General features: G+C 68.6%; 24 protein-coding genes. 15 read left to right on the top strand and 9 right to left on the bottom strand.

The annotated features are described in order from the left end of the window. The 3 genes from MBTS_RS19550 to MBTS_RS19545 form a co-directional block, all read left to right on the top strand. Positions 1 to 1046 (top strand): multidrug effflux MFS transporter (locus tag MBTS_RS19550; protein WP_192216278.1); only part of this gene is annotated, 1046 nt, incomplete at its 5' end. A gap of 96 nt (positions 1047 to 1142) precedes the next feature. Then, a complete protein-coding gene (locus MBTS_RS24060) occupies positions 1143 to 1268 on the top strand; it encodes a hypothetical protein (protein ID WP_274533758.1) in 126 nt (41 codons plus the stop codon). Positions 1269 to 1351: 83 nt separating this feature from the next. Next, positions 1352 to 1870, top strand: a complete 519-nt coding sequence (locus MBTS_RS19545) for a DoxX family protein (RefSeq protein WP_192216277.1) — start codon at positions 1352 to 1354, stop codon at positions 1868 to 1870. Here the strand turns inward: MBTS_RS19545 and MBTS_RS19540 are convergent. Continuing rightward, positions 1867 to 3267, bottom strand: a complete 1401-nt coding sequence (locus MBTS_RS19540) for a DHA2 family efflux MFS transporter permease subunit (RefSeq protein WP_192216281.1) — start codon at positions 3265 to 3267, stop codon at positions 1867 to 1869. The two genes, MBTS_RS19545 and MBTS_RS19540, sit on opposite strands and share 4 nt — an antisense overlap. A 298-nt stretch (positions 3268 to 3565) precedes the next feature. Between MBTS_RS19540 and MBTS_RS19535 the strand changes: the two genes are divergently transcribed. The 5 genes from MBTS_RS19535 (at position 3566) to panE (ending at position 7968) form a co-directional block, all read left to right on the top strand. Continuing rightward, positions 3566 to 4450, top strand: a complete 885-nt coding sequence (locus MBTS_RS19535; protein ID WP_056140452.1) for a DUF3313 domain-containing protein — start codon at positions 3566 to 3568, stop codon at positions 4448 to 4450. A gap of 129 nt (positions 4451 to 4579) precedes the next feature. Continuing rightward, positions 4580 to 6073, top strand: a complete 1494-nt coding sequence (guaB, locus tag MBTS_RS19530) for an IMP dehydrogenase (protein WP_018045077.1) — start codon at positions 4580 to 4582, stop codon at positions 6071 to 6073. A gap of 10 nt (positions 6074 to 6083) precedes the next feature. After that, positions 6084 to 6506, top strand: coding sequence for an MAPEG family protein (locus tag MBTS_RS19525; RefSeq protein WP_147829069.1), 423 nt, complete (start codon positions 6084 to 6086; stop codon positions 6504 to 6506). A 22-nt stretch (positions 6507 to 6528) separates the two neighbouring features. Continuing rightward, the gene (locus MBTS_RS19520) at positions 6529 to 6960 is read left to right on the top strand and encodes an MAPEG family protein (RefSeq protein WP_147829071.1); all 432 of its coding nucleotides are present in this window, start codon (positions 6529 to 6531) and stop codon (positions 6958 to 6960) included. Between the two features lie 69 nt (positions 6961 to 7029). Continuing rightward, complete coding sequence (panE, locus tag MBTS_RS19515) at positions 7030 to 7968, top strand: 2-dehydropantoate 2-reductase (protein ID WP_147829073.1); 939 nt, start codon at positions 7030 to 7032, stop codon at positions 7966 to 7968. Positions 7969 to 7993: 25 nt separating this feature from the next. On the opposite strand, the gene MBTS_RS19510 is transcribed toward panE, so the two are convergent. Beyond that, positions 7994 to 8164 (bottom strand): hypothetical protein, encoded by a 171-nt coding sequence (locus tag MBTS_RS19510; protein WP_018045073.1) that lies wholly within the window; start codon positions 8162 to 8164, stop codon positions 7994 to 7996. Positions 8165 to 8362: 198 nt separating this feature from the next. On the opposite strand from MBTS_RS19510, the gene MBTS_RS19505 reads away from it, so the two are divergent. The 3 genes from MBTS_RS19505 (at position 8363) to guaA (ending at position 12277) form a co-directional block, all read left to right on the top strand. Beyond that, positions 8363 to 9664: an RsmB/NOP family class I SAM-dependent RNA methyltransferase gene (locus tag MBTS_RS19505; RefSeq protein ID WP_192216280.1), complete on the top strand. Its 1302-nt coding sequence runs from the start codon at positions 8363 to 8365 to the stop codon at positions 9662 to 9664. After that, positions 9664 to 10623 (top strand): alpha/beta hydrolase, encoded by a 960-nt coding sequence (locus tag MBTS_RS19500; RefSeq protein ID WP_147829077.1) that lies wholly within the window; start codon positions 9664 to 9666, stop codon positions 10621 to 10623. The genes MBTS_RS19505 and MBTS_RS19500 overlap by 1 nt, the downstream gene beginning before the upstream one ends. A gap of 97 nt (positions 10624 to 10720) precedes the next feature. Beyond that, positions 10721 to 12277, top strand: coding sequence for a glutamine-hydrolyzing GMP synthase (guaA, locus tag MBTS_RS19495; protein ID WP_056140468.1), 1557 nt, complete (start codon positions 10721 to 10723; stop codon positions 12275 to 12277). Positions 12278 to 12364: 87 nt separating this feature from the next. Here guaA and MBTS_RS19490 read toward each other — a convergent pair whose 3' ends face one another. Further along, the gene (locus MBTS_RS19490; protein WP_026176153.1) at positions 12365 to 12664 is read right to left on the bottom strand and encodes a hypothetical protein; all 300 of its coding nucleotides are present in this window, start codon (positions 12662 to 12664) and stop codon (positions 12365 to 12367) included. A 213-nt stretch (positions 12665 to 12877) separates the two neighbouring features. Here MBTS_RS19490 and MBTS_RS19485 point away from each other — a divergent pair, with 213 nt between their 5' ends. After that, positions 12878 to 13849 (top strand): OmpA family protein, encoded by a 972-nt coding sequence (locus tag MBTS_RS19485; protein WP_238253758.1) that lies wholly within the window; start codon positions 12878 to 12880, stop codon positions 13847 to 13849. Between the two features lie 115 nt (positions 13850 to 13964). Here MBTS_RS19485 and MBTS_RS19480 read toward each other — a convergent pair whose 3' ends face one another. Further along, positions 13965 to 15134 carry a hypothetical protein gene (locus MBTS_RS19480; RefSeq protein WP_192216276.1) on the bottom strand — a complete coding sequence of 390 codons (1170 nt, stop codon included), beginning with the start codon at positions 15132 to 15134 and terminating at the stop codon, positions 13965 to 13967. A 108-nt stretch (positions 15135 to 15242) separates the two neighbouring features. On the opposite strand from MBTS_RS19480, the gene MBTS_RS19475 reads away from it, so the two are divergent. From MBTS_RS19475 to der, 3 genes are all read left to right on the top strand, one after another. Beyond that, the gene (locus MBTS_RS19475; protein WP_147829081.1) at positions 15243 to 15848 is read left to right on the top strand and encodes an NnrU family protein; all 606 of its coding nucleotides are present in this window, start codon (positions 15243 to 15245) and stop codon (positions 15846 to 15848) included. 102 nt (positions 15849 to 15950) lie between these two features. Continuing rightward, the gene (locus tag MBTS_RS19470; RefSeq protein WP_056140476.1) at positions 15951 to 16664 is read left to right on the top strand and encodes a tetratricopeptide repeat protein; all 714 of its coding nucleotides are present in this window, start codon (positions 15951 to 15953) and stop codon (positions 16662 to 16664) included. Between the two features lie 64 nt (positions 16665 to 16728). Beyond that, a complete protein-coding gene (gene der, locus MBTS_RS19465) occupies positions 16729 to 18087 on the top strand; it encodes a ribosome biogenesis GTPase Der (protein WP_018045062.1) in 1359 nt (452 codons plus the stop codon). 3 nt (positions 18088 to 18090) lie between these two features. On the opposite strand, the gene MBTS_RS19460 is transcribed toward der, so the two are convergent. The 5 genes from MBTS_RS19460 to MBTS_RS19440 all read right to left on the bottom strand — a co-directional run. Continuing rightward, complete coding sequence (locus MBTS_RS19460; protein ID WP_056140479.1) at positions 18091 to 19215, bottom strand: carboxylate-amine ligase; 1125 nt, start codon at positions 19213 to 19215, stop codon at positions 18091 to 18093. A 54-nt stretch (positions 19216 to 19269) separates the two neighbouring features. Further along, the gene (locus tag MBTS_RS19455; RefSeq protein ID WP_056140480.1) at positions 19270 to 19677 is read right to left on the bottom strand and encodes a dihydrofolate reductase; all 408 of its coding nucleotides are present in this window, start codon (positions 19675 to 19677) and stop codon (positions 19270 to 19272) included. A gap of 181 nt (positions 19678 to 19858) precedes the next feature. Beyond that, complete coding sequence (locus MBTS_RS19450; protein ID WP_147829086.1) at positions 19859 to 20599, bottom strand: SDR family NAD(P)-dependent oxidoreductase; 741 nt, start codon at positions 20597 to 20599, stop codon at positions 19859 to 19861. 8 nt (positions 20600 to 20607) lie between these two features. Next, positions 20608 to 22098: an amidophosphoribosyltransferase gene (gene purF, locus MBTS_RS19445; protein WP_018045057.1), complete on the bottom strand. Its 1491-nt coding sequence runs from the start codon at positions 22096 to 22098 to the stop codon at positions 20608 to 20610. A 180-nt stretch (positions 22099 to 22278) separates the two neighbouring features. Continuing rightward, on the bottom strand, positions 22279 to 22771 hold a 493-nt coding region (locus tag MBTS_RS19440), incomplete at its 5' end, for a CvpA family protein (RefSeq protein ID WP_192216275.1).

The following is a 22771-nucleotide window of genomic DNA, read 5'->3' as shown; positions in this document are numbered from 1 at the left end:
TCGGCGTCGCCCAGATCGTCTACGGGCCGGTCTCGGATGCGCTGGGGCGCCGGCGGGTGCTGCTCGGGAGTCTGGCGGTCTACGGCGCGGGCACGGGCCTCGCCATGGTCGCGCCGTCCTTCGAATGGCTGCTGGCCGCCCGCGTCATCCAGGGAATCGGGGCGGCGGGCGGGCGCGTCCTCTCCACCGCCATCGTGCGCGACCGCTATTCGGGGCGCGAGATGGCCAGCGTCATGTCGCTGATCATGATGGTGTTCCTCATCGTGCCGATGATCGCGCCCGCCATCGGCGGGGCGATGCTGCTGCTCGGCTCCTGGCACTACGTCTTCGTCTCGATGCTGGCCCTGGCCGGTATCCTCACCCTCTGGTTCTCCTGGCGCATGCCGGAGACGCTGCATCCGGAATTTCGGCGTCCGCTCTCCCTGCGGTCGATCGGGCAGGCGGTCTCCCTGACCTTCCGCACCCGCGTGGCGGTCGGCTACGCCACCGCCCTCGGGCTGCTGACCGGCTGCATCATGGGCTATGTCGGCTCGGCCCAGCAGCTCTTCGATACAGGGCTCTACCGGCTCGGGGCCCTGTTCCCGCTCGCCTTCGCCCTGGTGGCCGGCGCCATGGGGGCGGCCACCCTCGTCAATGCCCGTCTGGTGCGGCGCCTCGGGATGCGGCCGCTCTCGCATGTAGGCCTCACCCTGTTCGTGGCGGTGGCGCTGGCCCAGGTCGGGTTCGGCCTCGCCTATGCCGGGCATCCGCCGCTGTGGCTGTTCCTCACGGTGCTCGCCGGCAACCAGTTCATGATCAGCTTCGCCATGCCGAACTTCAACGCGCTGGCCCTGCAGCCCCTCGGCGAGATCGCCGGCACGGCCTCGTCCTTCCTCGGATTCTACACCACCATCCTCGGCGCCTTCTGCGGCTTCATCATCGGCCACGCCTTCGACGGCACGGTGCTGCCCCTCGGCCTCGGCTATGCCGGCCTCGGCGGATCGGCGCTACTCGTGGTCGCTTGGACCGAGCGCGGGCGGTTGTTCCGAGGTGGGGTGTCGGGTTGAGGACCGCACCGGTTCGGCAGCGACCATAAGTTGAACTCAACGCGCGCCTCGCCTATCTTTCTCTTGACGGTGGGCGATCCCAAAAGAGTTCGATCGATGAGCGCCTCCTACGCGATCGCCTTCGTCTTCACGCCGTTACTCGCCGTCGGCCTCGGCTGGCTCGCAGTGCTGCTGCATGAGCGCTCGCTGGCGAAGGCGGAGCGTCGCTCCCCGGGCGAGTGAGCGCCGGCTCCAAGCTTTAACGCCGTCTTCAGTCGCTCACTCGCATTCTTCCGACCTCGATGGGTCAGGGACGGAGTTCGCGCGTGTTCGGTCGGAGCCAGGACGGAATCCTCCTTGCGTCGCGCCTGTTGCTGGCGGCGGCGCTGCTGCCGACGGGCATCGCGCGTGCGCTCAACGTGTCGGGTTTTGCGCTCGCGCTGGCCGGGGCCGGGATGCCGTCTCCCAATGTCGTCGCCACGGCGGCCGTGGTGGTTCAGGTCTTCGGGCCGCTGGCGCTCATCCTCGGTGTCCTGCCCCGCATCACCGGCTTCGCCCTGGCGGGGTTCGCGGTGGCGATGGCGGTGATGCTGCACGGGTTCTGGGCCTATTCCGGCGCGGCGGCGATGACCGAGCGCACCCTGTTCCTCGCCGATCTCGGCCTGGCCGGCGGCTTCCTCATCTACGCGCTGGCCGGCCCGGGCGCATGGAGCTGGCAGGGCTGGCGCCGCTCGACCCGGGAGGCGCTCGCTCCCGCCCGGCCGCAATCGGCCAACGCCAATGCGAAATCCGCCAAGGGACCGAAGCGTAGCCCCGCCCGGCCGTCGAGCCGTGCGGCGGCCTAAACGCCCTTCGACGCCAGGCGCTGACCCGACACCTCCGCGCCCGCATCCGGCTTCAGCCGCAGGAAGGCGAGGAGGGAGACGGACGAGATCAGCGCGACGGTGAGGAAGGCAGGCCAGAAATCGCCGGCCTCGATGGTCGTGCGGCCATGCTGCGCGGCGGCCGTCTCCAGGGCCAGGGCTCCGATGGAGACGCCGAGGCTGAGGGACAATTGCTGCGCGACGCTCGCGAGACTCGTCGCCGAACTCATCTCCCGCTTGTCGAGATCGGCATACGCGATGGCGTTGACGCAGGTGAATTGAAGCGAGCGCACGCAGCCGCCGACGAGCAGGATGCCGATGATGATCCAATGCGGCGTCTGCGCCGTGAACAGGCCGTTCACCGCGAGGAAGCAAGAGGCGACGACGGCGTTGAACAGCATCACCCGGCGGAAACCGTAGGCGCGCAGGATGCGCGGCCCGATGATCTTGATGAGGAGCGCGCCCGCCGCCGCGGCGAAGGTGAGCAGTCCCGATTGCAGCGGATCGAGGCCGAAGCCGATTTGCAGCATCAGCGGCAACAGGAACGGGATCGCCCCTGTGCCGATGCGGAACAGGCTGCCGCCGGTCACCGCCGCGCGGAAGGTCGGGTACCTCAGCAGATCGAGGCGGATCACCGGATGCTCGACCCGGCGCGAATGCGCGAGATAGAGCGCGAGCAGGATCGCGCCGCCGCCGAGACACCCCCACGAGACGTAATCCGGCAGTAGGTGGCGCCCCAGGGAGGCGAGGCCGAGCATCAGGGTGGCGAGGCCGGCTCCCGAGAGCAGGAACCCGAGGACGTCGAGGGGCGGCCGGGAGGGCTCGCGGATGTTCTCGAAATAGATCGTCGAGAGCGCGATTCCGGCCAGCCCGATCGGTATGTTGATGAAGAAGATCCAGCGCCAATCGAGATAGGTCGTGATCAACCCGCCCAGAGGCGGCCCCATGATCGGTCCGATCAGGGCCGGGATCGTCAGGTAGGCGAGGGCGCTGACGAGTTCGCTCTTCGGCACCGCCCGGAGGATGACGAGACGGCCGACCGGCACCATCATCGCTCCGCCGATGCCCTGGAACGCGCGCGCGGCGACGAAGGCGCCGAGCGAATCGGACGCGGCACAGGCCAGCGACCCCGCCATGAACACCACGAGGGCGGCGCGGAAGATCGTGCGCGCACCGTAGCGGTCGGCCATCCAGCCGCTGATCGGGATGAAGATCGCGAGACTCACGAGATAGGAGGTCAGCGCCAGTTTCAGGGCGATCGGATCCTCGCCGAGGCTTCGGGCGATGGCCGGCAGCGCGGTGGCGATCACCGTGGAATCGGTGTTCTCCATGAACAGCGCGGTGGCGACGACGAGGGGAACGATCTGTGATGGGCGCATGGGGATCGCGTAGGTAGCGCGGCCGAAGCCGCCCGGTTCCGTCACGCCGTCGAGGGCGCGCAACTCGGCTCTCGAACGAACATGCACACAAATGATGGTCTCTGTGGATGACACGTGCGGTGTCGCACGTGGTGGACGACCGTGACCCACGAGCCACAGGTGCAGGCTTCAAGTCGTCAGGCCGGCATGGCCGCCTTTCGGGGGAGTCGATACGGCCTTAAGCTCAGCAACAATTCGGCTGTCTCGTATCACGTCGGTCGAGCGAGCCACCGCCGCCATTTTGCGCGAAAGATATTGAATGCCCTCGCGGTTCGAAACCTGTCGACGCTCGCCCCTCATCGGTGGGGCTCTGGGCCTGCTGCTCATGGTCGCCGGTTGCGGCACCGTCATTCTCAACGAGACGGGGTCGCTCACCCGCTACGACCGCCTCAATGGAAGCACCGAAGTGGCCACCGGGGCGAAGCTCTACGCCGATCAGCCGACCCTCGCGGCGACGCGGACGGTCCGCATCATCCCGGCGGCGTTTCCGGAATCGATCTCTGGCCCCGGTCTCAACAGCGTCGAGCGCCGGCTGATCGCCAACGCGGCCGACCGCGCCCTCTGCTACGAGCTGTCGCTGCGCTACGACGTGGTCTCCACCAAGAAGGCCGACCTCACGATCCGGTCCGCCGTCACCCGTGTCGAACTCACCAACGTCCCGGCGGCCGGCGCGACCATCGCCACCTCGGCGGGAATCACCATCGCGTCCCAGCTCGGCGTCGGCTTCGCCACCGCTGTCGGCCGCGTGCCGATCCCGCGCATCCCGATCGGTCTCGGCAGCATCACCATCGAGGCCGAGGCCCTCGATAGCCGTCACCAGCAGCGGGCGGCGATGATCTGGGGCGGCGGCGCCAACGCCTTCACCAACCAGGCGCGCTTCTCGGCGGCCGGGGACGCCTACGATCTGGCCGGCGAATTCGGCCAGGATTTCGGCACGTTGCTCGTCACCGGGCGCGACCCTTTCAAGGAGCCGCTGGCGATTCCGAGCTGGGACCGCATCCGCGTCACCACCCTCGGCGAGGCTCCGCTCGACCCGGATTGCGAGCAGTTCGGCCGCGCGCCCGGCATCGACGGCATGGTCGGCGACTATCTCGGCCTGCCGCCGGAATGGACCGACAAGGGCCCCCGCGTCACGATCAACTGAGTTTTCCATTGCGATGCCGCGATCCTGCCTTTGCGCAGGGTCCGGCCCCATGATACTGCGCCGTGCCAACGCATTCGGCGTCGACGGCTGTTACAGCCCGGCGCCTCTCACCGTTTCGGGAGTTGGCACATGGCTCGTATCACCGCGGATTCCATCATCGAAGGCCTGACCTTCGACGACGTGCTTCTCCGTCCCGCCGCATCTTCGGTGATGCCCACCGAGGTCAGCGTCGCGTCGCGACTGACCCGCACGATCCACCTCAACATGCCGATCCTGGCCTCGGCCATGGACACCGTCACCGAAGCGCCGATGGCCATCGCCATGGCCCAGAACGGCGGCATGGGCGTCATTCACCGCAATCTCGAGCCGCACGAGCAGGCCGAGCAGGTCCGCCTCGTCAAGAAATACGAGTCGGGCATGGTGCTCAACCCGATCACCATCCATCCCGACGAGACCCTGGCCGACGCCTTCTCGCTCATGAAGCAGAACCGCATCTCCGGCATCCCGGTGGTGGAGCGCGGCCCCAACGGCTCGCGCGGCAAACTCGTCGGCATCCTCACCAACCGCGACGTGCGCTTCGCCACCAACCCTTCCGAGACCGTCGCCGAGCTGATGACCCGCGACCGGCTCATCACCGTGCGCGAGGGCGTGAACCAGGAGGAGGCCAAGCGCCTGCTTCACCAGTTCCGCATCGAGAAGCTCCTCGTGGTCGACGACCATTACCGCTGCATCGGCCTGATCACGGTCAAGGATATCGAGAAGCAGGTGGCCTATCCCGGCGCCGTGAAGGACGAGCAGGGCCGCCTGCGGGTCGCCGCCGCCACCACCACGGGCGATAGCGGGTTCGAGCGGGCCGAGCGTCTCATCGATGCCGGCTGCGACGTGATCGTGGTCGACACCGCCCACGGCCACTCCATCAAGGTGCTCGATGCCGTGCGCCGGGTGAAGCAGCTCTCCAACGCCGTTCAGGTGGTGGCCGGCAACGTCGCCACCCGCGACGGGGCCCAGGCGCTCATCGATGCCGGCGCGGACGCGATCAAGGTCGGAATCGGCCCGGGCTCGATCTGCACCACCCGCATCGTGGCCGGCGTCGGCGTGCCCCAGCTGACCGCCCTGATGGAAGCGGTGGAGGCCGCCGACCGGGCCGACGTACCGGTCATCGCCGATGGCGGCATCAAGTTCTCTGGCGATCTCGCCAAGGCCATCGCGGCCGGCGCCTCCGTGGCGATGCTGGGCTCGCTGCTGGCCGGAACCGACGAGGCGCCGGGGGAGGTGTTCCTGCACCAGGGCCGCTCCTACAAGAGCTATCGCGGCATGGGCTCGGTGGGGGCCATGGCCCGCGGCTCGGCCGACCGCTACTTCCAGGCCGAGGTCAGCGACACCCACAAGCTCGTCCCCGAGGGAATCGAAGGTCAGGTGCCCTACAAGGGGCCGGTGGCGGCGGTGCTGCACCAGCTCGCCGGCGGCCTGCGTGCCGCCATGGGCTATGTCGGCGCGCCGACCATCCCCGAGTTCCAGGACAAGGCGCAGTTCGTCCGCATCACCAATGCGGGCCTGCGCGAGAGCCACGTCCACGACGTGACCATCACCCGCGAGAGCCCGAACTACCCCAGCCGCGCCTGAGCCCGGTCCGATGTCCGATCCGCGCCACCTCGTGCTCTGGCCCGTGCTGGCGCAGATCGGGCTCACCTTCGGCCTTTATGTCTGGCTCTCCGTGGCGCGCCTGCTGGCGGTGCGTCGCGGTGAGGTGGGGTTCGGCTGTTTCGAGTTCGGCCGCGACGAGCCTCCGGCGATCGCGCGCATCACCCGCAACCTCTCCAACCAGTTCGAACTTCCCGTCATCGTCTTCGCCTGCGTCGCCCTGCTCGCGGCCCTCGACCGGGTGACCTGGGTCGATGTCGCCGCCGCTTGGCTCTTCTTCGCCGGCCGGGTGATCCATACCGCCGTCCAGACGCTCACCGACGACGTGCCGCTCAGGGGCAGGGTCTTCGTCATCAACTTCCTCGGCTGCGCGATCCTCGTCGCGCATCTCGGCCTCGTCGCCCTCGGGCGCTGACGCCGCCGCATCGGGATCCTCCATGACCGTCCAGGCCATCCTCGCCCCCGTCTTCGCGCAAGTTCTGTTGATCTTCGTGCTGATGTTCTGGCTGGGACGGGTGCGCCTGGCCGAGATCAAGGCGGGTGCGGTGACGGCCGGCGACGTCTCGATGGGGCAGCGCAACTGGCAGCCCCGCGCGCAACAGGCCGCCAACGCGTTCTCCAACCAGTTCGAGCTGCCGGTGCTGTTCTTCGCCCTGGTGCCGCTGGCACTCTACACGAAGAAGGCCGATCTGCTCTTCGTCGTACTCGCCTGGATCTTCGTGGCGTCGCGCGCCGTCCATGCGGGCGTCTACGTCACCTCGAACCACGTCCCCTTCCGTTTTCGCGCCTATACGCTCGGGGCGCTGGTGCTGCTGGCGATGTGGATCGTCTTCGCGGTGCGCATCTTTCTCGCGCCGATCGGAATTTGAACGCACGCCTGGAAAACCGCCTCCCTCGTCCGATAAAGAGGGACGCTCATCGAGATTGAGGATCGTCCCATGCGCGTGCTCGTCGTCGGCGCCGGTGCCACCGGTGGATATTTCGGGGCGCGTCTCGTGGAGGCCGGTCGGGACGTCACCTTCCTCGTGCGGCCTGCGCGAGCCGAGAAGCTCGCCGCCTCGGGGCTTCGGGTCAAGAGCCCGGCCGGCGACATCCATATCGCGGAGCCCCCGACCCTCACCGCCGCCGATCTCGCGGCGGGCAAGGGCGGACGCTTCGATCTCGTTCTCCTCAGCTGCAAGGCCTACGACCTCGACGGAGCCATCGCGGACGTGGCCCCGGCCGTCGGCCCCGCGACGCTGGTGCTGCCCGTCCTCAACGGCCTGCGCCATCTCGACGCCCTCGACGCCGCCTTCGGACCGGAGAATGTCCTCGGCGGGTCCTGCGCCATCGTGGCGACGGTGCGGGGCGACGGTGAGATCCGCATGATGAGCCCGCTCCATTCCCTCACCTTTGGCGAGCGGGCAGGGGGGCGCTCGGAGCGGGTGGAGCGGATCGAGGCGCTGATGCAGGGCGTCGCGTTCCAGGCTCGCCTCAGCGAGGCGATGGTGCTGGAAATGTGGGAGAAGTGGACGTTCCTGGCGACACTCGCCGGGGCGACCTGCCTAATGCGGGCCACCATCGGCGACATCGTCGCCGCGCCGGGCGGCCTCGCCCTCATCGAGGCGCTGATGGAGGAGTGCCGCCGGATCGCCGAAGATGCCGGCTACGCCCCGCGGGAGAAGGTGATGCAGAACACGCGCACGAGTCTCACCGCGGAAGGCTCGGCCTTCACCGCCTCGATGCTGCGCGACATCGAGAACAAGGCGCGGATCGAGGCCGATCACATCATCGGCGATCTCATCGCCCGCAGCCGCGACGGGGCGCACCCGATGCTCGACCGGGCCTACACCCATCTCAAGGCCTACGAGAACCGCCGCGCCCGCGAGGCCGCCTGAGCGGCGGCCCCGGAAAGGCGGACGCTCAGTAGCGCGGAGCCGGGGGAGGCGGCGGCGGGTTGCCGTATTCGAGCTGCGTCTTGGCATCGTAGGGGCGCTGCGGCGGCGGCGTCAGGTCGACGGCGGGCGCGGTGGAGCAGGCGGCGACGCTGAGCAGGACGAGGCCCGCGAGAGTGAGTTGGACGATGGGGTACATGACGATTGCGAGGCTCCGGACGTTGACGCAGCGGGCTCGGGCGCAGCAAGGGCACGAGACGAGTCTGGCGCCCTGCCTGTCTGACGGCCGATCGCGCCGGAAGCTCGGCTGTATTGTGTCGGACACCCGCTCAAAGCGTGACCGTATCGCGGCGGTGGCCGTGACCGGTCACGCTTCCCTAACCCTGAGGATTTCATCCTGACCCCTCCCGCTCGCCTTTCCGCCGCCATCGAAGTGCTCGCCGACATCGCCGGTCGGCGCCGACCGGCCGCGGACGCCCTCAAGGATTGGGGCCTCGCCCACCGCTTCGCCGGCTCCGGCGACCGCGCCGCCATCGCGAGCCTCGTCTACGACGCCCTGCGCCGCCGGGCCTCTTCCGCCTGGGTGATGGGGGACGAGACCCCGCGCGCCATCCTGATCGGCATGCTGCGGCTGCAGCACGGACTCGCGGCGCCCACCATCGCCGAGCTGTTCTCGGGCGAGCGCTTCGCGCCCGATCCCCTGACCGATGCCGAGCGCACGGCCATCGCCGAGGGCTCGCTCGCCGAGGCACCGCCCCATGTGGCCGGCGACGTGCCGGACTGGATCCTGCCCTCCCTCGGCCACCTGTTCGGCGATACCCTGCTCGAGGAACTGCGCGCGCTCGCCCGCCGCGCGCCCCTCGACATCCGCATCAACACCCTCAAGCGCGACCGCGAGACGGCCCTGGCCGGGCTCGCGCATCTGGCGCCGGCGGTGACGCCGCATGCGCCGAACGGCCTGCGCATTCCCATCGGCGAGGACGGTCGCGGTCCCGCCTTGCATGTGGAGCCGGAATTCCTCGACGGCTGGTACGAGATCCAGGACGAGGGCTCGCAGATCGCCGGCGCTCTGACCGGTGCGCGCGCGGGCGAGACCGTGGTCGATCTCTGCGCGGGCGGCGGTGGCAAGACCCTCGCCCTCGCGGCCATGATGCGGAACGAGGGACGCCTCATCGCCACCGACGACGATCCGCGCCGGCTCGCGCCGATCCACGACCGGCTGCGCCGCTCCGGTGCCGAGGCCGAGATCCGCACCCCGCGCGGCGGACGCGCGCGGGCCGACGTGCTCGGCGACCTCGACGGCACCGTGGACCGGGTGGTGGTCGACGCGCCCTGCACCGGCACGGGGACGTGGCGGCGCAATCCCGACGCCAAATGGCGCCTGCGCCCCGGCTCCCTCAGCGCCCGCGTCACGGACCAGGCCGAGGTGCTCGACCGGGCCGCCCGCCTGGTGCGGCCGGGAGGGCGGATCACCTACATCACCTGTTCCCTGCTGCGGGAGGAGAACGACGCAGCCATCGACGGCATCCTCGCACGGGCGAATGGCGGGCTGACGGTCCTGCCGGCCGAGACGGTCGCCGCCGACCATGCGCCGGGCCTCGCCGGGGTGGTGCGGTTCACCGAGCACGGCCTGCAGATGAGCCCGGCCCTCACCGGCACGGACGGCTTCTACGTCGCCACCCTGGAACGACGCGGCTGATGCGCCTCGACCGCCGGACATTGGTCGCCGCAGCCGCGGCGATGCTGTCCGGCGGTGCGCAGGCCCGCGCGGAGACGGTTCCGGCTCCGGGCACGAATCTCGACGTGATCGACCTGTGGCCCGGCTTGCCCCCCGGCGGCGGCGGTCCCATCGCGGCGGATGGGCGGTTCGACGAGAGCCGCGACGGGGTGATCAGCAACGTTGCGCGGCCCTGCCTCCTCGTCATGCGCGCGCCCAAACCCAACGGGGCGGCCCTGCTCGTCGCGGCGGGCGGGGGCTATCGCCGCATCGACATCGGCAACGAGGGCATACCGGTGGCGCGCTGGCTCGCCACCGTGGGCATCACCGCCTTCGTGCTGATCTACCGCCTCCCCGGCGAGGGCTGGGCGGCCGGTGCCGACGCGCCGCTCCAGGACGTGCAGCGGGCACTCCGCCTCGTCCGCGCGGGGGCCGTGACCTACGGCATCGACCCCGAACGGGTCGGCGTGCTCGGCTTTTCCGCCGGCGGCCACCTGATGGGGGAGGCGGCCATGCGCGCCTCGGCGGAGACCTATGCCGGGCTCGACGCCAGCGATGCGCTCTCGGCCCGGCCCGAGCTCGCGGGGCTGATCTACCCCGTCATCACCCTGCTTCCGCCCTTCGACCGGACCTCCACGAGGCGCATCCTCGCAGGCGACCCGCCCGATCCGGTGAAGGCCTCGGCCTATTCGGTGGAGACGCATGTGCGCGAGAAGGCGCCGCCGACCTTCCTCGCCCAGGCCGCCGACGACCCCATCGCCGTGGTGGACAACAGCCTGCTCATGTATGCCGCCCTGCGCGGCGCCCTGGTGCCCGCCGAATTGCACCTGTTCGAGCGCGGCGGCCACGGTTTCGGCCTCGGTGTGCCCGGCTCCCCGGCGGCGGCCTGGTCCGGCCTGTTCCTCACCTGGATGCGCCGACGCGGCTTCCTCCGTGCGTGAGCCAACGGGCGATGGGCGCGCCCGATGCATGTGGGCGGCGCGCGCCCTGCGGAACCTGCGCGTTGCACGGCGGCAGGGCCTCGTCTAACTCCGATCCATGAATACCGACCACGACAAGATCCTCATCGTCGATTTCGGCTCCCAGGTGACCCAGCTCATCGCGCGGCGGGTGCGCGAGGAGGGGGTCTATTGCGAGATCGTCCCCTTCACCAAGGCGGCGGAGGCCTTCGCCGAATCGAAGCCCAAGGGCGTGATCCTGTCCGGCGGCCCCGAATCGGTGACGAGCGACGCCTCGCCCCGCACGCCCCAGGTGGTGTTCGATTCGGGCGTGCCGGTCTTCGGCATCTGCTACGGCCAGCAGACCATGGCGGCGCAGCTCGGCGGCGAGGTCGAGGGCGGACACCATGCCGAGTTCGGCCGCGCCGAGATCGAAATCATTTCGGATTGTCCCCTGTTCAAGGGCGTCTGGCATGTGGGCGAGCATTATCCGGTCTGGATGAGCCACGGCGACCGGGTGACCAAGCTCCCCGACGGTTTCACCACCGTCGCCCTGTCGAAGAACGCGCCCTTCGCGGCGGTGGCCGACGAGTCGCGCAACTACTACGCGGTCCAGTTCCACCCGGAGGTGGCGCATACCCCGCACGGCGCCCTGTTGATCCGCAACTTCGTGCGCGACATCGCCGGCTGCACCGGCGACTGGACCATGGGCGCCTATCGCGAGGAGGCCATCGCCAAGATCCGCGCCCAGGTGGGCAAGGAGCGGGTGATCTGCGGCCTGTCGGGCGGCGTGGATTCCTCGGTGGCGGCGGTGCTGATCCACGAGGCCATCGGCGACCAGCTGACCTGCGTCTTCGTCGATCACGGCCTGCTGCGCATGGGCGAGGCCGACGAGGTGGTGCGGCTGTTCCGCGACCATTACAACATCCCCCTGGTCCACGTTCAGGCGCAGGAGCTGTTCCTCGGCGAGCTTGAAGGCGTCAGCGACCCGGAGATCAAGCGCAAGACCATCGGCCGCCTGTTCATCGACGTGTTCGACGAGGAAGCGAAGAAGATCGGCGGCGCGGCCTTCCTGGCGCAGGGCACGCTCTACCCCGACGTGATCGAGAGCGTGTCCTTCACCGGCGGCCCCTCGGTGACGATCAAGAGCCACCACAATGTCGGCGGTCTGCCCGAGCGCATGAACATGCAGCTCGTCGAGCCTCTGCGCGAGCTGTTCAAGGACGAGGTCCGGGTGCTCGGCAAGGAGCTCGGCCTGCCCGAGGCCTTCGTCGGCCGCCACCCGTTCCCCGGCCCCGGCCTCGCCATCCGCTGCCCCGGCACCATCACCGCCGAGAAGCTGGAGGCTTTGCGCAAAGCCGATGCGATCTATCTCGACGAGATCCGCAAGGCCGGTCTCTACGACACGATCTGGCAGGCCTTCGCGGTGATCCTGCCGGTGAAGACGGTGGGCGTGATGGGCGACGGCCGCACCTACGACCACGTCTGCGCCCTTCGCGCCGTCACCTCCGTCGACGGCATGACGGCGGATTTCTACCCCTTCGACATGGCCTTCCTCGGCCGCGTCGCCACCCGCATCATCAACGAGGTGAAGGGCATCAACCGGGTGACCTACGACATTACCTCGAAGCCGCCCGGCACGATCGAGTGGGAGTGATGTCAGTCTCCACCGACATTGCGCCGGATCGTTCCACAAGCCGCTTGACGACGTTGCTGATGATGTTGGTGTCCAAGAGATAGCGCGTCACAGGTCGACCTTACGTCCCTCTTCACGGGGGCGGGAAAGATCTAGTTCCGCATTCACCGGCGGCGAGCGCCGTAAGGCGGCAAGGATACGTCGAGTCTTGGCCGGAGCGCGAGCGATCGACTGGCTGACGGTCGCGCGAAGCTTCGAGGCCTCGGACGTGTCCTCGGACTGGCGTCTGGGGAGCGACCGGATGAGGTCGCGATCTGCGTCCCGGCCAAGCACTTTGAAACGCGCGAGGCCGCGCTCGCCAAGGCGCGAGCGATATTTCCGGATGGCGCGTTTCTGCGAGCTTTCCATCATCGGCTCCGGACATCTCCAGTAAAATATCTAGAGCGAGAGCGGGCAGCAAGGTCGCGTGGTCGGCTAAGGGGGCGGTCGGGGTCCATCGGACATCCGTCCGACTCGACGCCGGGTGTAGGCGTGGCATCTCTCGCCCCTTGAAGGCCCCGCCTTCCCGCGAACCCGTCGACGGTGGCCCGGACCGTCGGCGCCGTCATCCTGCCGGAGTAGATGATGAAAGTACTGACACTGGCCTGGATTCTGCTGGCTCTGACATGGGCCGCGAGCGAAAGCAGGGCCGAGCCGCTCGCGGGTCCACCGTCTCCCGGGGGCGGGACCATACCGGGCGCCGTGGTGCTCGACGACATCCCCGTCTCGACCGTGCCCCTCGGCCGCTTTCCCTATTTCGTGCTGCCAGCCGGCTATCAGCCGATGAACCCGCCCAAGACGCGCGATTTCGGGCATTTCCCGTTCTGGACGGGCACCGCGCTCCACGACGTCGACGGCAAGGTGTTCCTGTCCCTCATCAGCACCGAGGACGGCAAAACCTATTCGTCCTACGAGTTGAAGAAGAACATCGAAGCCGTGCTGACCCAGGCCGGCGGTCGGAAACTTGCCGACAGCAAGATCCCCGCTGCGATGACCGATACCCTGCCGGAGGAGGTCACGATGGGCATGTATGACGGGCTTGGCGACGTCTTCAACGAACCGACGCAGACATGGGTGATCCGCCGTCCGGACAAGCAGATCTGGGTGCATTTCGTGCCCGGCAGCAACAGCGCGAGCTGGACCATCCTTGAGACGAAGCCGTTCGCCCAGACCGCCTCCCTGCTGCCCGCCGATCAGCTGAAGCAGGACATCGACAAGACCGGTCGGGCGGTGATCCATGTCAACTTCGCCACCGACAAGACCGAGATCCTGCCGGATTCCGCGGCTCAGATCGAAGCGGTAACGAGCCTGCTGAAGACGAATCCCGGTCTTAAATTGGCGATCAACGGCTACACCGACGAGACCGGCTCCGCCGGGCACAACCAGTCGCTCTCCGATGGCCGCGCCAGGGCGGTGATGGCCAGGCTCATCGCGTCGGGCGTCGCGAAGGATCGGCTGAGAGCCAAGGGCTTCGGGGCCGCCAGCCCGGTCGCCTCCAATGGTAGCGAGGAGGGCAGGGCGAAGAACCGGCGCGTGGAACTGGTGAAGTTCTGACACGGAAACGTGGGGTGCCGCCGGGCCGGGAGGTCGTCTCCACCGGTACGGTCTCGGTGACGAAGTCCGCCTTACGCCGGATAGGGGCCGGCCGTGATGACGATGCGCTCCCGGCTCATGGCCAGACCTTGATCGCCAGGGGCCGGCGGACGAGGTCGCGGTCCGAGGTCACCTGGCAGCCCTCCAGGCGCAGCGTCACGTAGGTGAGGAGGGCGGTGTCGCCCACATCGTCGAAGTTGCGGCCGGTCGCCTGCGGATCGAGGATCGACGGATAGGCGATGAGGTCGCCCTTGGCCGCGCAGGGATCGTCGTAGAGCGTGGCGCCGGCGAGGAGCAGGCGCGGCTGATCCCAGGTGAGGAGATCCCGCGACGTCGTCCAATAGAAACCGGATTGCGGAACCTTGGCGCCGGCCGCGGCCATGAAGACGGCGATCCAGGCCCCCGTGCCGCGATGGCGCACCACTGCGCCCACGGGCAGGCCGAACGGCTCCAGCGGCTTGCACGGCTCGGAGAGCAATGTTGGCCTGGTGTAGGGATCGGGGAAGGCGGCGGTGAAGCCGAGCCCGGTCCAGGCCCGCCAGCGCGTCGGGTCGGAGGGCGTGTCGGTGCGGAACAGGCAGGCCCCGGCGGATTGCTCGCCGCCGCCGGAAGACCAGCCCGTGGTGGCGATCAGCACGTAGCGCCAGCGCCCGTCCGCGACGATGTTCGACGGATTGAAGAATCCCCGCTGCCGGCCCTGGCCCACCTCCTGGCGGAACGGCGCCCCGGCCACCACCACGGGGGACTTGGCGCGGTTGAAGCTGCGGCCGCCATCGCCGGAGGAGGCGGCGACGATCGTGTTGTACCAGCACTCGATATAGACCTTCGAGCGGCAGCGGCCCTCGTGCTCGTTTGCCTGATACTCGTGGTGGAGGAGGGCCGCGACCGCCTTGCCGTCCTCAGTCCATGTGGCCGTGATCCAGGAGCGGTCGTCATAGGCCGCCGGATCGGCCTTCTCGCCGGAGTCGAGCACCACGGTGCAGTCGAGCTTCAACTGGTCGAGGCTCGGACCGCGCAGGGCCCGGTTGCGGTAATGCATCCCGAACAGAGCGACGCTGCCCGATGCGTCGCGGAAGGCACGGGCAGAGGCGTCCGGCACGTCCGCCCCGTCGCAGGCATCGCGCTCGGCCCTGAAGATCGTCGTCGGCGGACCGACGAGGGTGAGCGCCGAGAGCGGCGGCTCGGACCGCGCTGCCGCACCGTTGGGGAGCAGGACGAGCAGGAGGAGGGCGAGGAGCCGCGTCATCGGGTGAGCCTGGACATCGGCCCGAGTTTGGGTTTTGAACAATTACAGTCTGCTTCACCCGGCCTGGCGCGGCTCCCGCGATCCACAGGCGCGATTCGAAGGCATCCCATGCTCATCCTCATCCTCGGCCTCGTGCTGTTCCTCGGCACGCATGCCTTCTCCATGTTGAGGACGAAGCGCGCGGGCGTCATCGACGAGCTGGGCGAAAGCCGGTTCAAGCTCGGCTATACAGTGCTGTCGATCGTCGGCATCGTGCTCATCGCCTATGGTTTCGGACAATACCGCGCGGATGGCTACATCCAGGTCTGGAACCCGCCGGTGTTCACGCGCCATCTCGCGCTGCTGCTGACGCTCCTCGCCTTCATCGCCCTGGCCTCGGCCTACCTGCCCGGCCATATCCGGGCGCGGGCCAAGCACCCGATGCTGCTGGCGGTGAAGATCTGGGCGACGGCCCATCTCCTCGCCAATGGCGACCTCGGCTCGATCCTGCTGTTCGGCAGCTTCCTCGCCTGGGCGGTGATCGCCCGGATCAGCGCCAAGCGCCGCGCCCTGTCGGCCGGTGCGGTGGCCGCCCAGCACGGCGCCGTCGCGGCTCCGGCCGGCTGGCGCAACGACGCCATCGCGGTCGTGGTCGGCTTCGTCGTCTGGTTCGCCTTCGCCAAATACCTGCATCAATGGGTGATCGGCGTCTCGGCTTGGCCTGTCCCGGCCTGAAGCAGGCTGCATGGCCAGTCGCCAAGCCGGCCTGGCTGTGCTAGGCGCCGGGCTTGGTTTTCCTCAAGGCCGTCGATCGTATCGCGGTCGGCGTGAGACGACATGGCCGAGAACAACGAGTTTATCCGCGAGGTCAACGAAGACTATCGCCGCGATCAGGTCGCTCAGATCTGGAAGCGCTACAGCGGTCTCATCGTCGCCGTGGCGATTCTCGTCGTGGCCGGCGTCGGCGGCTATCGCTACTGGCAGCACGACCAGCGGGTTCGCGCGGAAGCCGCGTCCGAGAAGTTCGAGGCCGCCAATCGCCTCGCCAAGGACGGCAAGGGCGCCGAGGCCGACAAGGCCTTCGAGGCGCTGGAGGCCGAGGCTCCCGGCGGCTACCGGATGCTGGCCCGCTTCCGCTCCGCCACCGAGACCGCCAAGCGCGACGCCACCGCGGGTGCTGCCGAGTACGATGCGCTGGCAGCCGACACCAAGCTCAACGATGGCCTGCGCGACCTCGCCCGCCTGCGCGCCGCCCTGATCCGCCTCGATCAGCCGAACCCCGATCCGGCCCTCGCCAGCCTCCAGGGGCTCGCCGCCCCGGCCGGCGCGTTCCGCCACACCGCCCGCGAAATGCTCGGTCTCGTGGCGCTGAAGCGCGGCGAATACGATGCCGCCGGGCGCTGGTTCGACCAGATCATCTCCGATCCTCAGACGCCGGCCAATCTTCGCCAGCGCATCGAGGTCTACGCCGCCCTCGTGGCCGGCGGCCCGGTCACCGTGACCGCGGCCCCTGCGCCTGAGCCGGCCGCACCCCCGCCCGTGACGCGCTGAGCCGGTTCCGGCACGCCGCCTGCACGACGAATTTTCTCCGTACGACGACTGAATCGAGACCACCATGGACATGCCGACCGTCGCTATCGTCGGACGGCCGAATGTCGGCAAGTCGACCCTCTTCAACCGGCTGGTGGGCAAGAAGCTCGCCCTCGTGGACGATCGCCCCGGCGTGACCCGCGACCGGCGCGAGGGCGATGTCAACTTCGGCGGATTGGTGTTTCGCGTCATCGACACGGCGGGCCTCGAACAGGCCGATGCCGATTCGCTGCTCGGCCGCATGCGCGCGCAGACCGAGGCCGCGATCCTCGAAGCCGACGTCGTGCTGTTCGTCATCGATGCCCGCGCCGGCATCCTGCCGGCCGACCAGCCCTTCGCCGAACTGGTGCGACGCGCCGGCTGCCCGGTGGTGCTCGTCGCCAACAAGGCCGAGGGCGGCACCGGCCTGTCCGGCGCCTACGAAGCGTTCTCCCTCGGCCTCGGCGACCCGATCCCTTTCTCGGCCGAGCACGGCGAGGGTATCGGCGAGTTGCACGACGCGCTCACCGAGGCCCTGCCCAAGCTCGACGACGAGGACGAGGAATACGACGACGACCCGTCGAACCGCTCGCTCAAGGTCGCCATCGTCGGCCGCCCGAATGCCGGCAAGTCGACCCTGATCAACCGGATGCTCGGCGAAGAGCGCCTGCTCGTCGGCCCCGAGGCCGGCATCACGCGGGATTCGATCTCCCTCGACTGGGAATGGCGCGGCCGCCGCATCAAGCTCCACGACACCGCCGGCATGCGCCGCAAGGCCCGCATCGACGACAAGCTCGAAAAGCTCGCGGTGTCCGACGGCCTGCGGGCCGTGCGCTTCGCCGAGGTGGTGGTGGTGCTCCTCGACGCGACGATCCCGTTCGAGAAGCAGGACCTGACCATCGTCGATCTCATCGAGAGCGAGGGCCGCGCCCTGGTCATCGGCCTCAACAAGTGGGACCTCGTGGCCGACCAGCCGGGTTTGCTGAAGAAGCTGCGCGAGGATTGCACCCGCCTGCTGCCGCAGGTGCGCGGCGTCTCCGTCGTGCCCCTCTCGGGCCTCGCCGGCGACGGCATCGACACGCTGATGAAGGCCGTCACCGAGACCTTCGAGGTCTGGAACAAGCGCATCTCCACCTCGAAGATCAACGACTGGCTCAACGAGGCGACCCAGCGCAACCCGCCACCGGCGGTGGCGAGCCGCCGCATCAAGATCCGCTACGCCACCCAGGTGAAGAGCCGCCCGCCGCACTTCGCCCTGTTCGGCAACCAGCTCGACGGCCTGCCGAAATCCTACACCCGCTACCTCGTCAACAACCTGCGCGAGGCCTTCGACCTCCCCGGCGTGCCGATCCGGTTGTCGCTCCGCACCTCGAAGAACCCGTTCGACAAGGAGAACAAGGGCTGAGCCTCACGACCCGCAGGTCGTTTCACTCAGCCAATCGACTACGTCGTCCAGCCCCTGCCGATTGGTGCGGCCCGTCTCACGGGCGGCTTCGAATACCGCGATCTGGCGGTCGGCGCTGGTGCCCTCCCGAACGATGGTGCGTGCCCGCTCCACCTCTTCGCCGCAGCCGAGCGCGTCGGCATCTGCGTCGATGAGGGCCAGCATCGCGTCGAGGGCGTCGGCGAAGGGGAGGGCGTCTTCGCTGGCCTCGTCGATGATCTCGGCCTCCGTGCCGCTGCGTTGGGCGCGCCACAGGTTCTCTTCAGCCAAAGCGCGGGAAACGCCGTCGAGATCGGCGTTGAGGTCGGGCCGGCGCACGACACAGCGCACGAGGCAGCGGAAGAGTGCCGCCACCGTGAGCGCGTCCTCCAGCCGTGTGCAGGAATCCGCCACCCGCAATTCGAGGGTCGGGAACTTGATCGACGGGCGCAGGGACCACCACAGGAAGCTCGCATCCTGGATCGAGCCGGCTCGCGTCATGATACGGACGTAGCGCTCATAGGCGTCGGGGTCCGAGAAAAGCTGCGGCAGGCCGGTGCGCGGCAGCTCGCCGAAAGCGCTGAGCCGGTAGGCGGTGAGACCCGTCGGCTTGCCCTGCCAGAAGGGGGACGAGGCCGAGAGCGCGAACAGCAGCGGCTGGAACGGCAGCAGCCGGTTCATCAGGTCCACCCGCGCCTGCGGGTCGGGCACCTCCACATGCACATGCATGCCGCAGATCAGGCTCCGCCGTCCCGCCATTCCCACATCCCGCAGGATGCCGCGATAGCGCTCGCCCTTCGTCGGCAATTGCCGCGCCCAATCGGACACCGGATGGGTGCCGGCGGCGAAGAGCAGAAGCTCGTGCTCCTTCGCCAGACGACCGAGGGCGTCGCGCTGGCGTCCCAGGATCTCACGCGCCTCGCTGAACTCCGTGGAGGGCGGGGTGCAGACCTCCACCTGACACTGAAGCATCTCCCGCCCGATTTCGGGCAGACGCTCGCTCGCTTCCGTATGGAACGGCTTCACCGACCGCCGCGGCGTCCCTCGCGTCTCGGCATCGGCCAGGAAATATTCCTCCTCGATGCCGAAACGGTAGCTGTGCGCGGTCATGGAGGTTTCCTGCGGTGGATTAGCATCAACTCGCAGGAGGCGTCGTCGTTGCCGTCAGGTCCGCAGCGCCCCGCCCACCAGCCAGGCCGGGTCGAACCAGCGGTCGGCCTCGCCGTCATAGGGCAGGCGGGTGATGTCCCAGTTCTGGATGTACTTGGCGTAGACGTTCCAGACCGTGATGCCGCCGCCGACGAAGATGCGCCGGCCCGGATAGCGCTTGAGCACCTCCTCCGGGTCCTCGTGGCTGCGGATCACGTCGACGGTGCGATCCTTGAAGGCGAAGTCCGGCACCGAGGCCACGGTCTTCGGCCCGGCGATCAGCACGTGCCCCATGGTCAGCGCGAAGAAGCGCGTCACGTCCTCGACGAAGAGCGGATCGGTGTTGCCCTCCCAGGGCAGCTGCCCGTTGAGGCCCAACTGGCCGCGCAGGCCGATGGCGCAGATGCAGCGAACGTCGATCATGATGGAAACCTCGATGAAGGCGGGTCACTCCCTCCACCGACCTCATCCTGAGGTGCCGCGAAGCGGCCTCGAAGGCGGGCTCCAGATCGCGCTGCGGGTGCTGGAGCCCTCCTTCGAGGCCTGCGCTTCGCTTCGGCGCCTCAGGATGAGGTGGCGGGTGGGGTTATGAGGGGCAGGGAAGCTAAGCCGCCATCTGCGGCGTCAGCACGCGGTCGCTGGGGAAATCGTAGATCTTGCCCGATTGATCCCAATCCGGGCTAGCGAGCCGTACGAAATGCGGAGCGAGGTCGCCGGGAGTCTTGAGTGTGGTCTCGTCTTCGCCCGGCATCGCCGCCTTGCGCATGGAGGTGCGCAGAGGGCCGGGGTTGAGGAGCATGGCCTTGATGGCCGTCGTCTCGGTCTCCGCCGCATAGGTCCGCACCAGGGCATCGAGGGCCGCCTTCGAGACCGAATACGGTCCCCAATAGGCCTTGCATTTCTGCGACGCGCCGGAGGTGACGAAGATGGCGCGGCCCGCATCCGACATCCGCAGCAGCGGGTCCATCGAGCGCAGCAGGCGCCAGTTGGCGGTGACGTTGATGTCCATCACCTGCGACCAGGTCTTGGGCGTCACGTGGCCGAGGGGCGTGAGATTGCCGAGGATGCCGGCATTGCCCACGACCACGTCGAGCTTCCGCCAGCGCTCGTGGATGCTGAGACCCAGCCGGTCGATCGCGTCGAAATCGGTGAGGTCGAGGGGCACGAGCGTCGCGCTCGATCCCGCCTGTCGGATCGCGTCGTCGAGCTCTTCCAGTGCCCCTTGCGTCCTGGCGACGGCCACGATGTGCGCGCCCGCCTCGGCGAGGGCCAGGGCCGCCGCCCTGCCGATGCCGCGCGAGCAGCCGGTGACGAGGGCGATGCGGCCGTCGAGGGGCTTCGTCATAGGTCGGATCAATCCGCTTCGGCGAGCATCGCGAGACGCTTCGGCCCGGCGATGGCGAGGTCGGTCAGGCCGGTCGGGTAGTCGCCCGTGAAGCAGTGATCGGTATATTGCGGGCAGGATTCGTTGCGGCTCTCCTCGCCCATGGCCTTGTACAGGCCCTCGATGGACAGGAAGGCCAGGGAATCCGCGCCGATATAGCGGCGCATCCCTTCGAGATCATGAGTGGCGGCCAGCAGCTTCTCGCGCTCGGGGGTGTCGATCCCGTAGAAATCCGGATAGGTGATCGGCGGCGAGGCGATGCGGAAATGCACCTCCTTGGCGCCGGCCTCGCGCATCATCCGCACGATCTTCACCGAGGTGGTCCCGCGCACGAGGCTGTCGTCCACGAGGACGATGCGCTTGCCCTCCACCACGGCGCGGTTGGCCGAATGCTTCATCCGCACGCCGAGCTCACGCACCGACTGGGTCGGCTGGATGAAAGTGCGCCCGACATAGTGGTTGCGGATGATGCCCATCTCGAAGGGCAGGCCGGTCTCCTGCGCGAAGCCGAGCGCCGCCGGCACGCCGGAATCCGGCACCGGGATCACCACGTCGGCGGCGGTGGCGGATTCGCGGGCGAGTTCGTGGCCGATATTCTTGCGGACGGAATAGACGCTCTTGCCGTTCACCACGGAATCCGGCCGGGCGAAGTAGATGTATTCGAAGATACAGGGGCGCATGGGCTGCGCCGGCGCAAACCGGATCGATTCGATGCCCTCCTCCGAGATGACGACAATCTCGCCGTTCTCCACGTCGCGGATGAACTTCGCGCCGATGATGTCCAGTGCACAGGTCTCGGAGGCGAGGATGTAACGACCGTCGAGTTCGCCGATGACCAGGGGGCGGATGCCGAGGGGATCGCGAGCGCCGATGAGCTTCTTGTTGGTGAGCGCCACGATGGCGTAGGCGCCCTGGACCTGGCGCAGTGCCTCGGTGAAGCGCTCGACGATGAGCGGCGCGCGGCTGCGGGCAGCGAGGTGCAGGATCACTTCCGTGTCGGAGGTCGACTGCGTGATCGCGCCGTCGCGGACGAGGTCGCGCCGGATGGAGAGGGCGTTTGTGAGGTTGCCGTTATGGGCCACCGCGAGGCCGCCGCTGGCGAGTTCGGCGAAGAGCGGCTGGACGTTGCGGAGGATCGTGCCGCCCGTCGTCGAGTAGCGCACATGGCCGATGGCGGCCGAGCCTTCGAGATGCTCGATGGTGGAGCGGTCGGAGAACGAATCGCCCACGAGGCCGGGCCGGCGCTCGGAATGGAAGATGTGCCCGTCGAAGGAGACGATGCCCGCCGCCTCCTGGCCTCGGTGCTGGAGGGCGTGGAGGCCGAGCGCCACGATGGCCGAGGCGTCCGGATGGCCGAAAATGCCGAAGACGCCGCACTCCTCGCGCAGCGTGTCCCCGTCCCGGTCCAGCCCATCCACCACGTCGACCGAATGGCGGGCGCTCGCGCTGCGTGCTGACATCTGGTTCTGCGATCCTAAGGTGGCCCGCCGCTGCCGAGTTCGGCACCGTCCACGGACCGGCTTGCATCCTGCGACCGTTTTATGACGACGGCCGCTTCCTGCAAGAAGCCGTCATTTAGTCGGCCTTGGCCCAGCAACCAAGCGGCATGCCACGCAGATCAGACGCGCTGCGTGAGAAGGTCAGCGCCGGGCCGGCGACTCGGTGCGGCGTTGGGCGGGTGCCGCATCGCCGTCGGCCGCCGGTTCGGCGGGGTCGACCGCATCGCCCTTGGACTTCTTGAACTGCTTGAGGAACCCTTCCGGATTCTCGGGCAACTGCGCAACCAGGGCGTCCCCCGATTTCTCGAGCATCGGACGGCTGCGGGCCTGGGCCGCCCAATCGGGCATCTTGCCCTGGACCAGCCAGGCCAGGAACACCCAGCCGATCACGCAGATGAGGAAGCCGCGCCCCGCGCCGAAGACGAGCCCGAGGGACCGGTCGATCGCGCCGATGCGCGAATCGAGGATCATGTCGGAGACCTTCACCGTGATGATCGAGACGATGATGAGCGTCGCGAGGAAGATCGTCGCGATGGAGGCCACCAGCGCCACGGTGGCGTTGGAGACGTGCTGGCTCACGGTGGGCAACAGCAGGGGATAGAGCTTCCAGGCGACCGCCGCGGCGGCGACCCAG

Origin of the sequence: Methylobacterium bullatum (assembly GCF_014845095.1) — a bacterium.
GTDB classification, from domain to species: domain Bacteria; phylum Pseudomonadota; class Alphaproteobacteria; order Rhizobiales; family Beijerinckiaceae; genus Methylobacterium; species Methylobacterium bullatum.
This window is presented reverse-complemented; position numbering and strand designations above follow the sequence as displayed.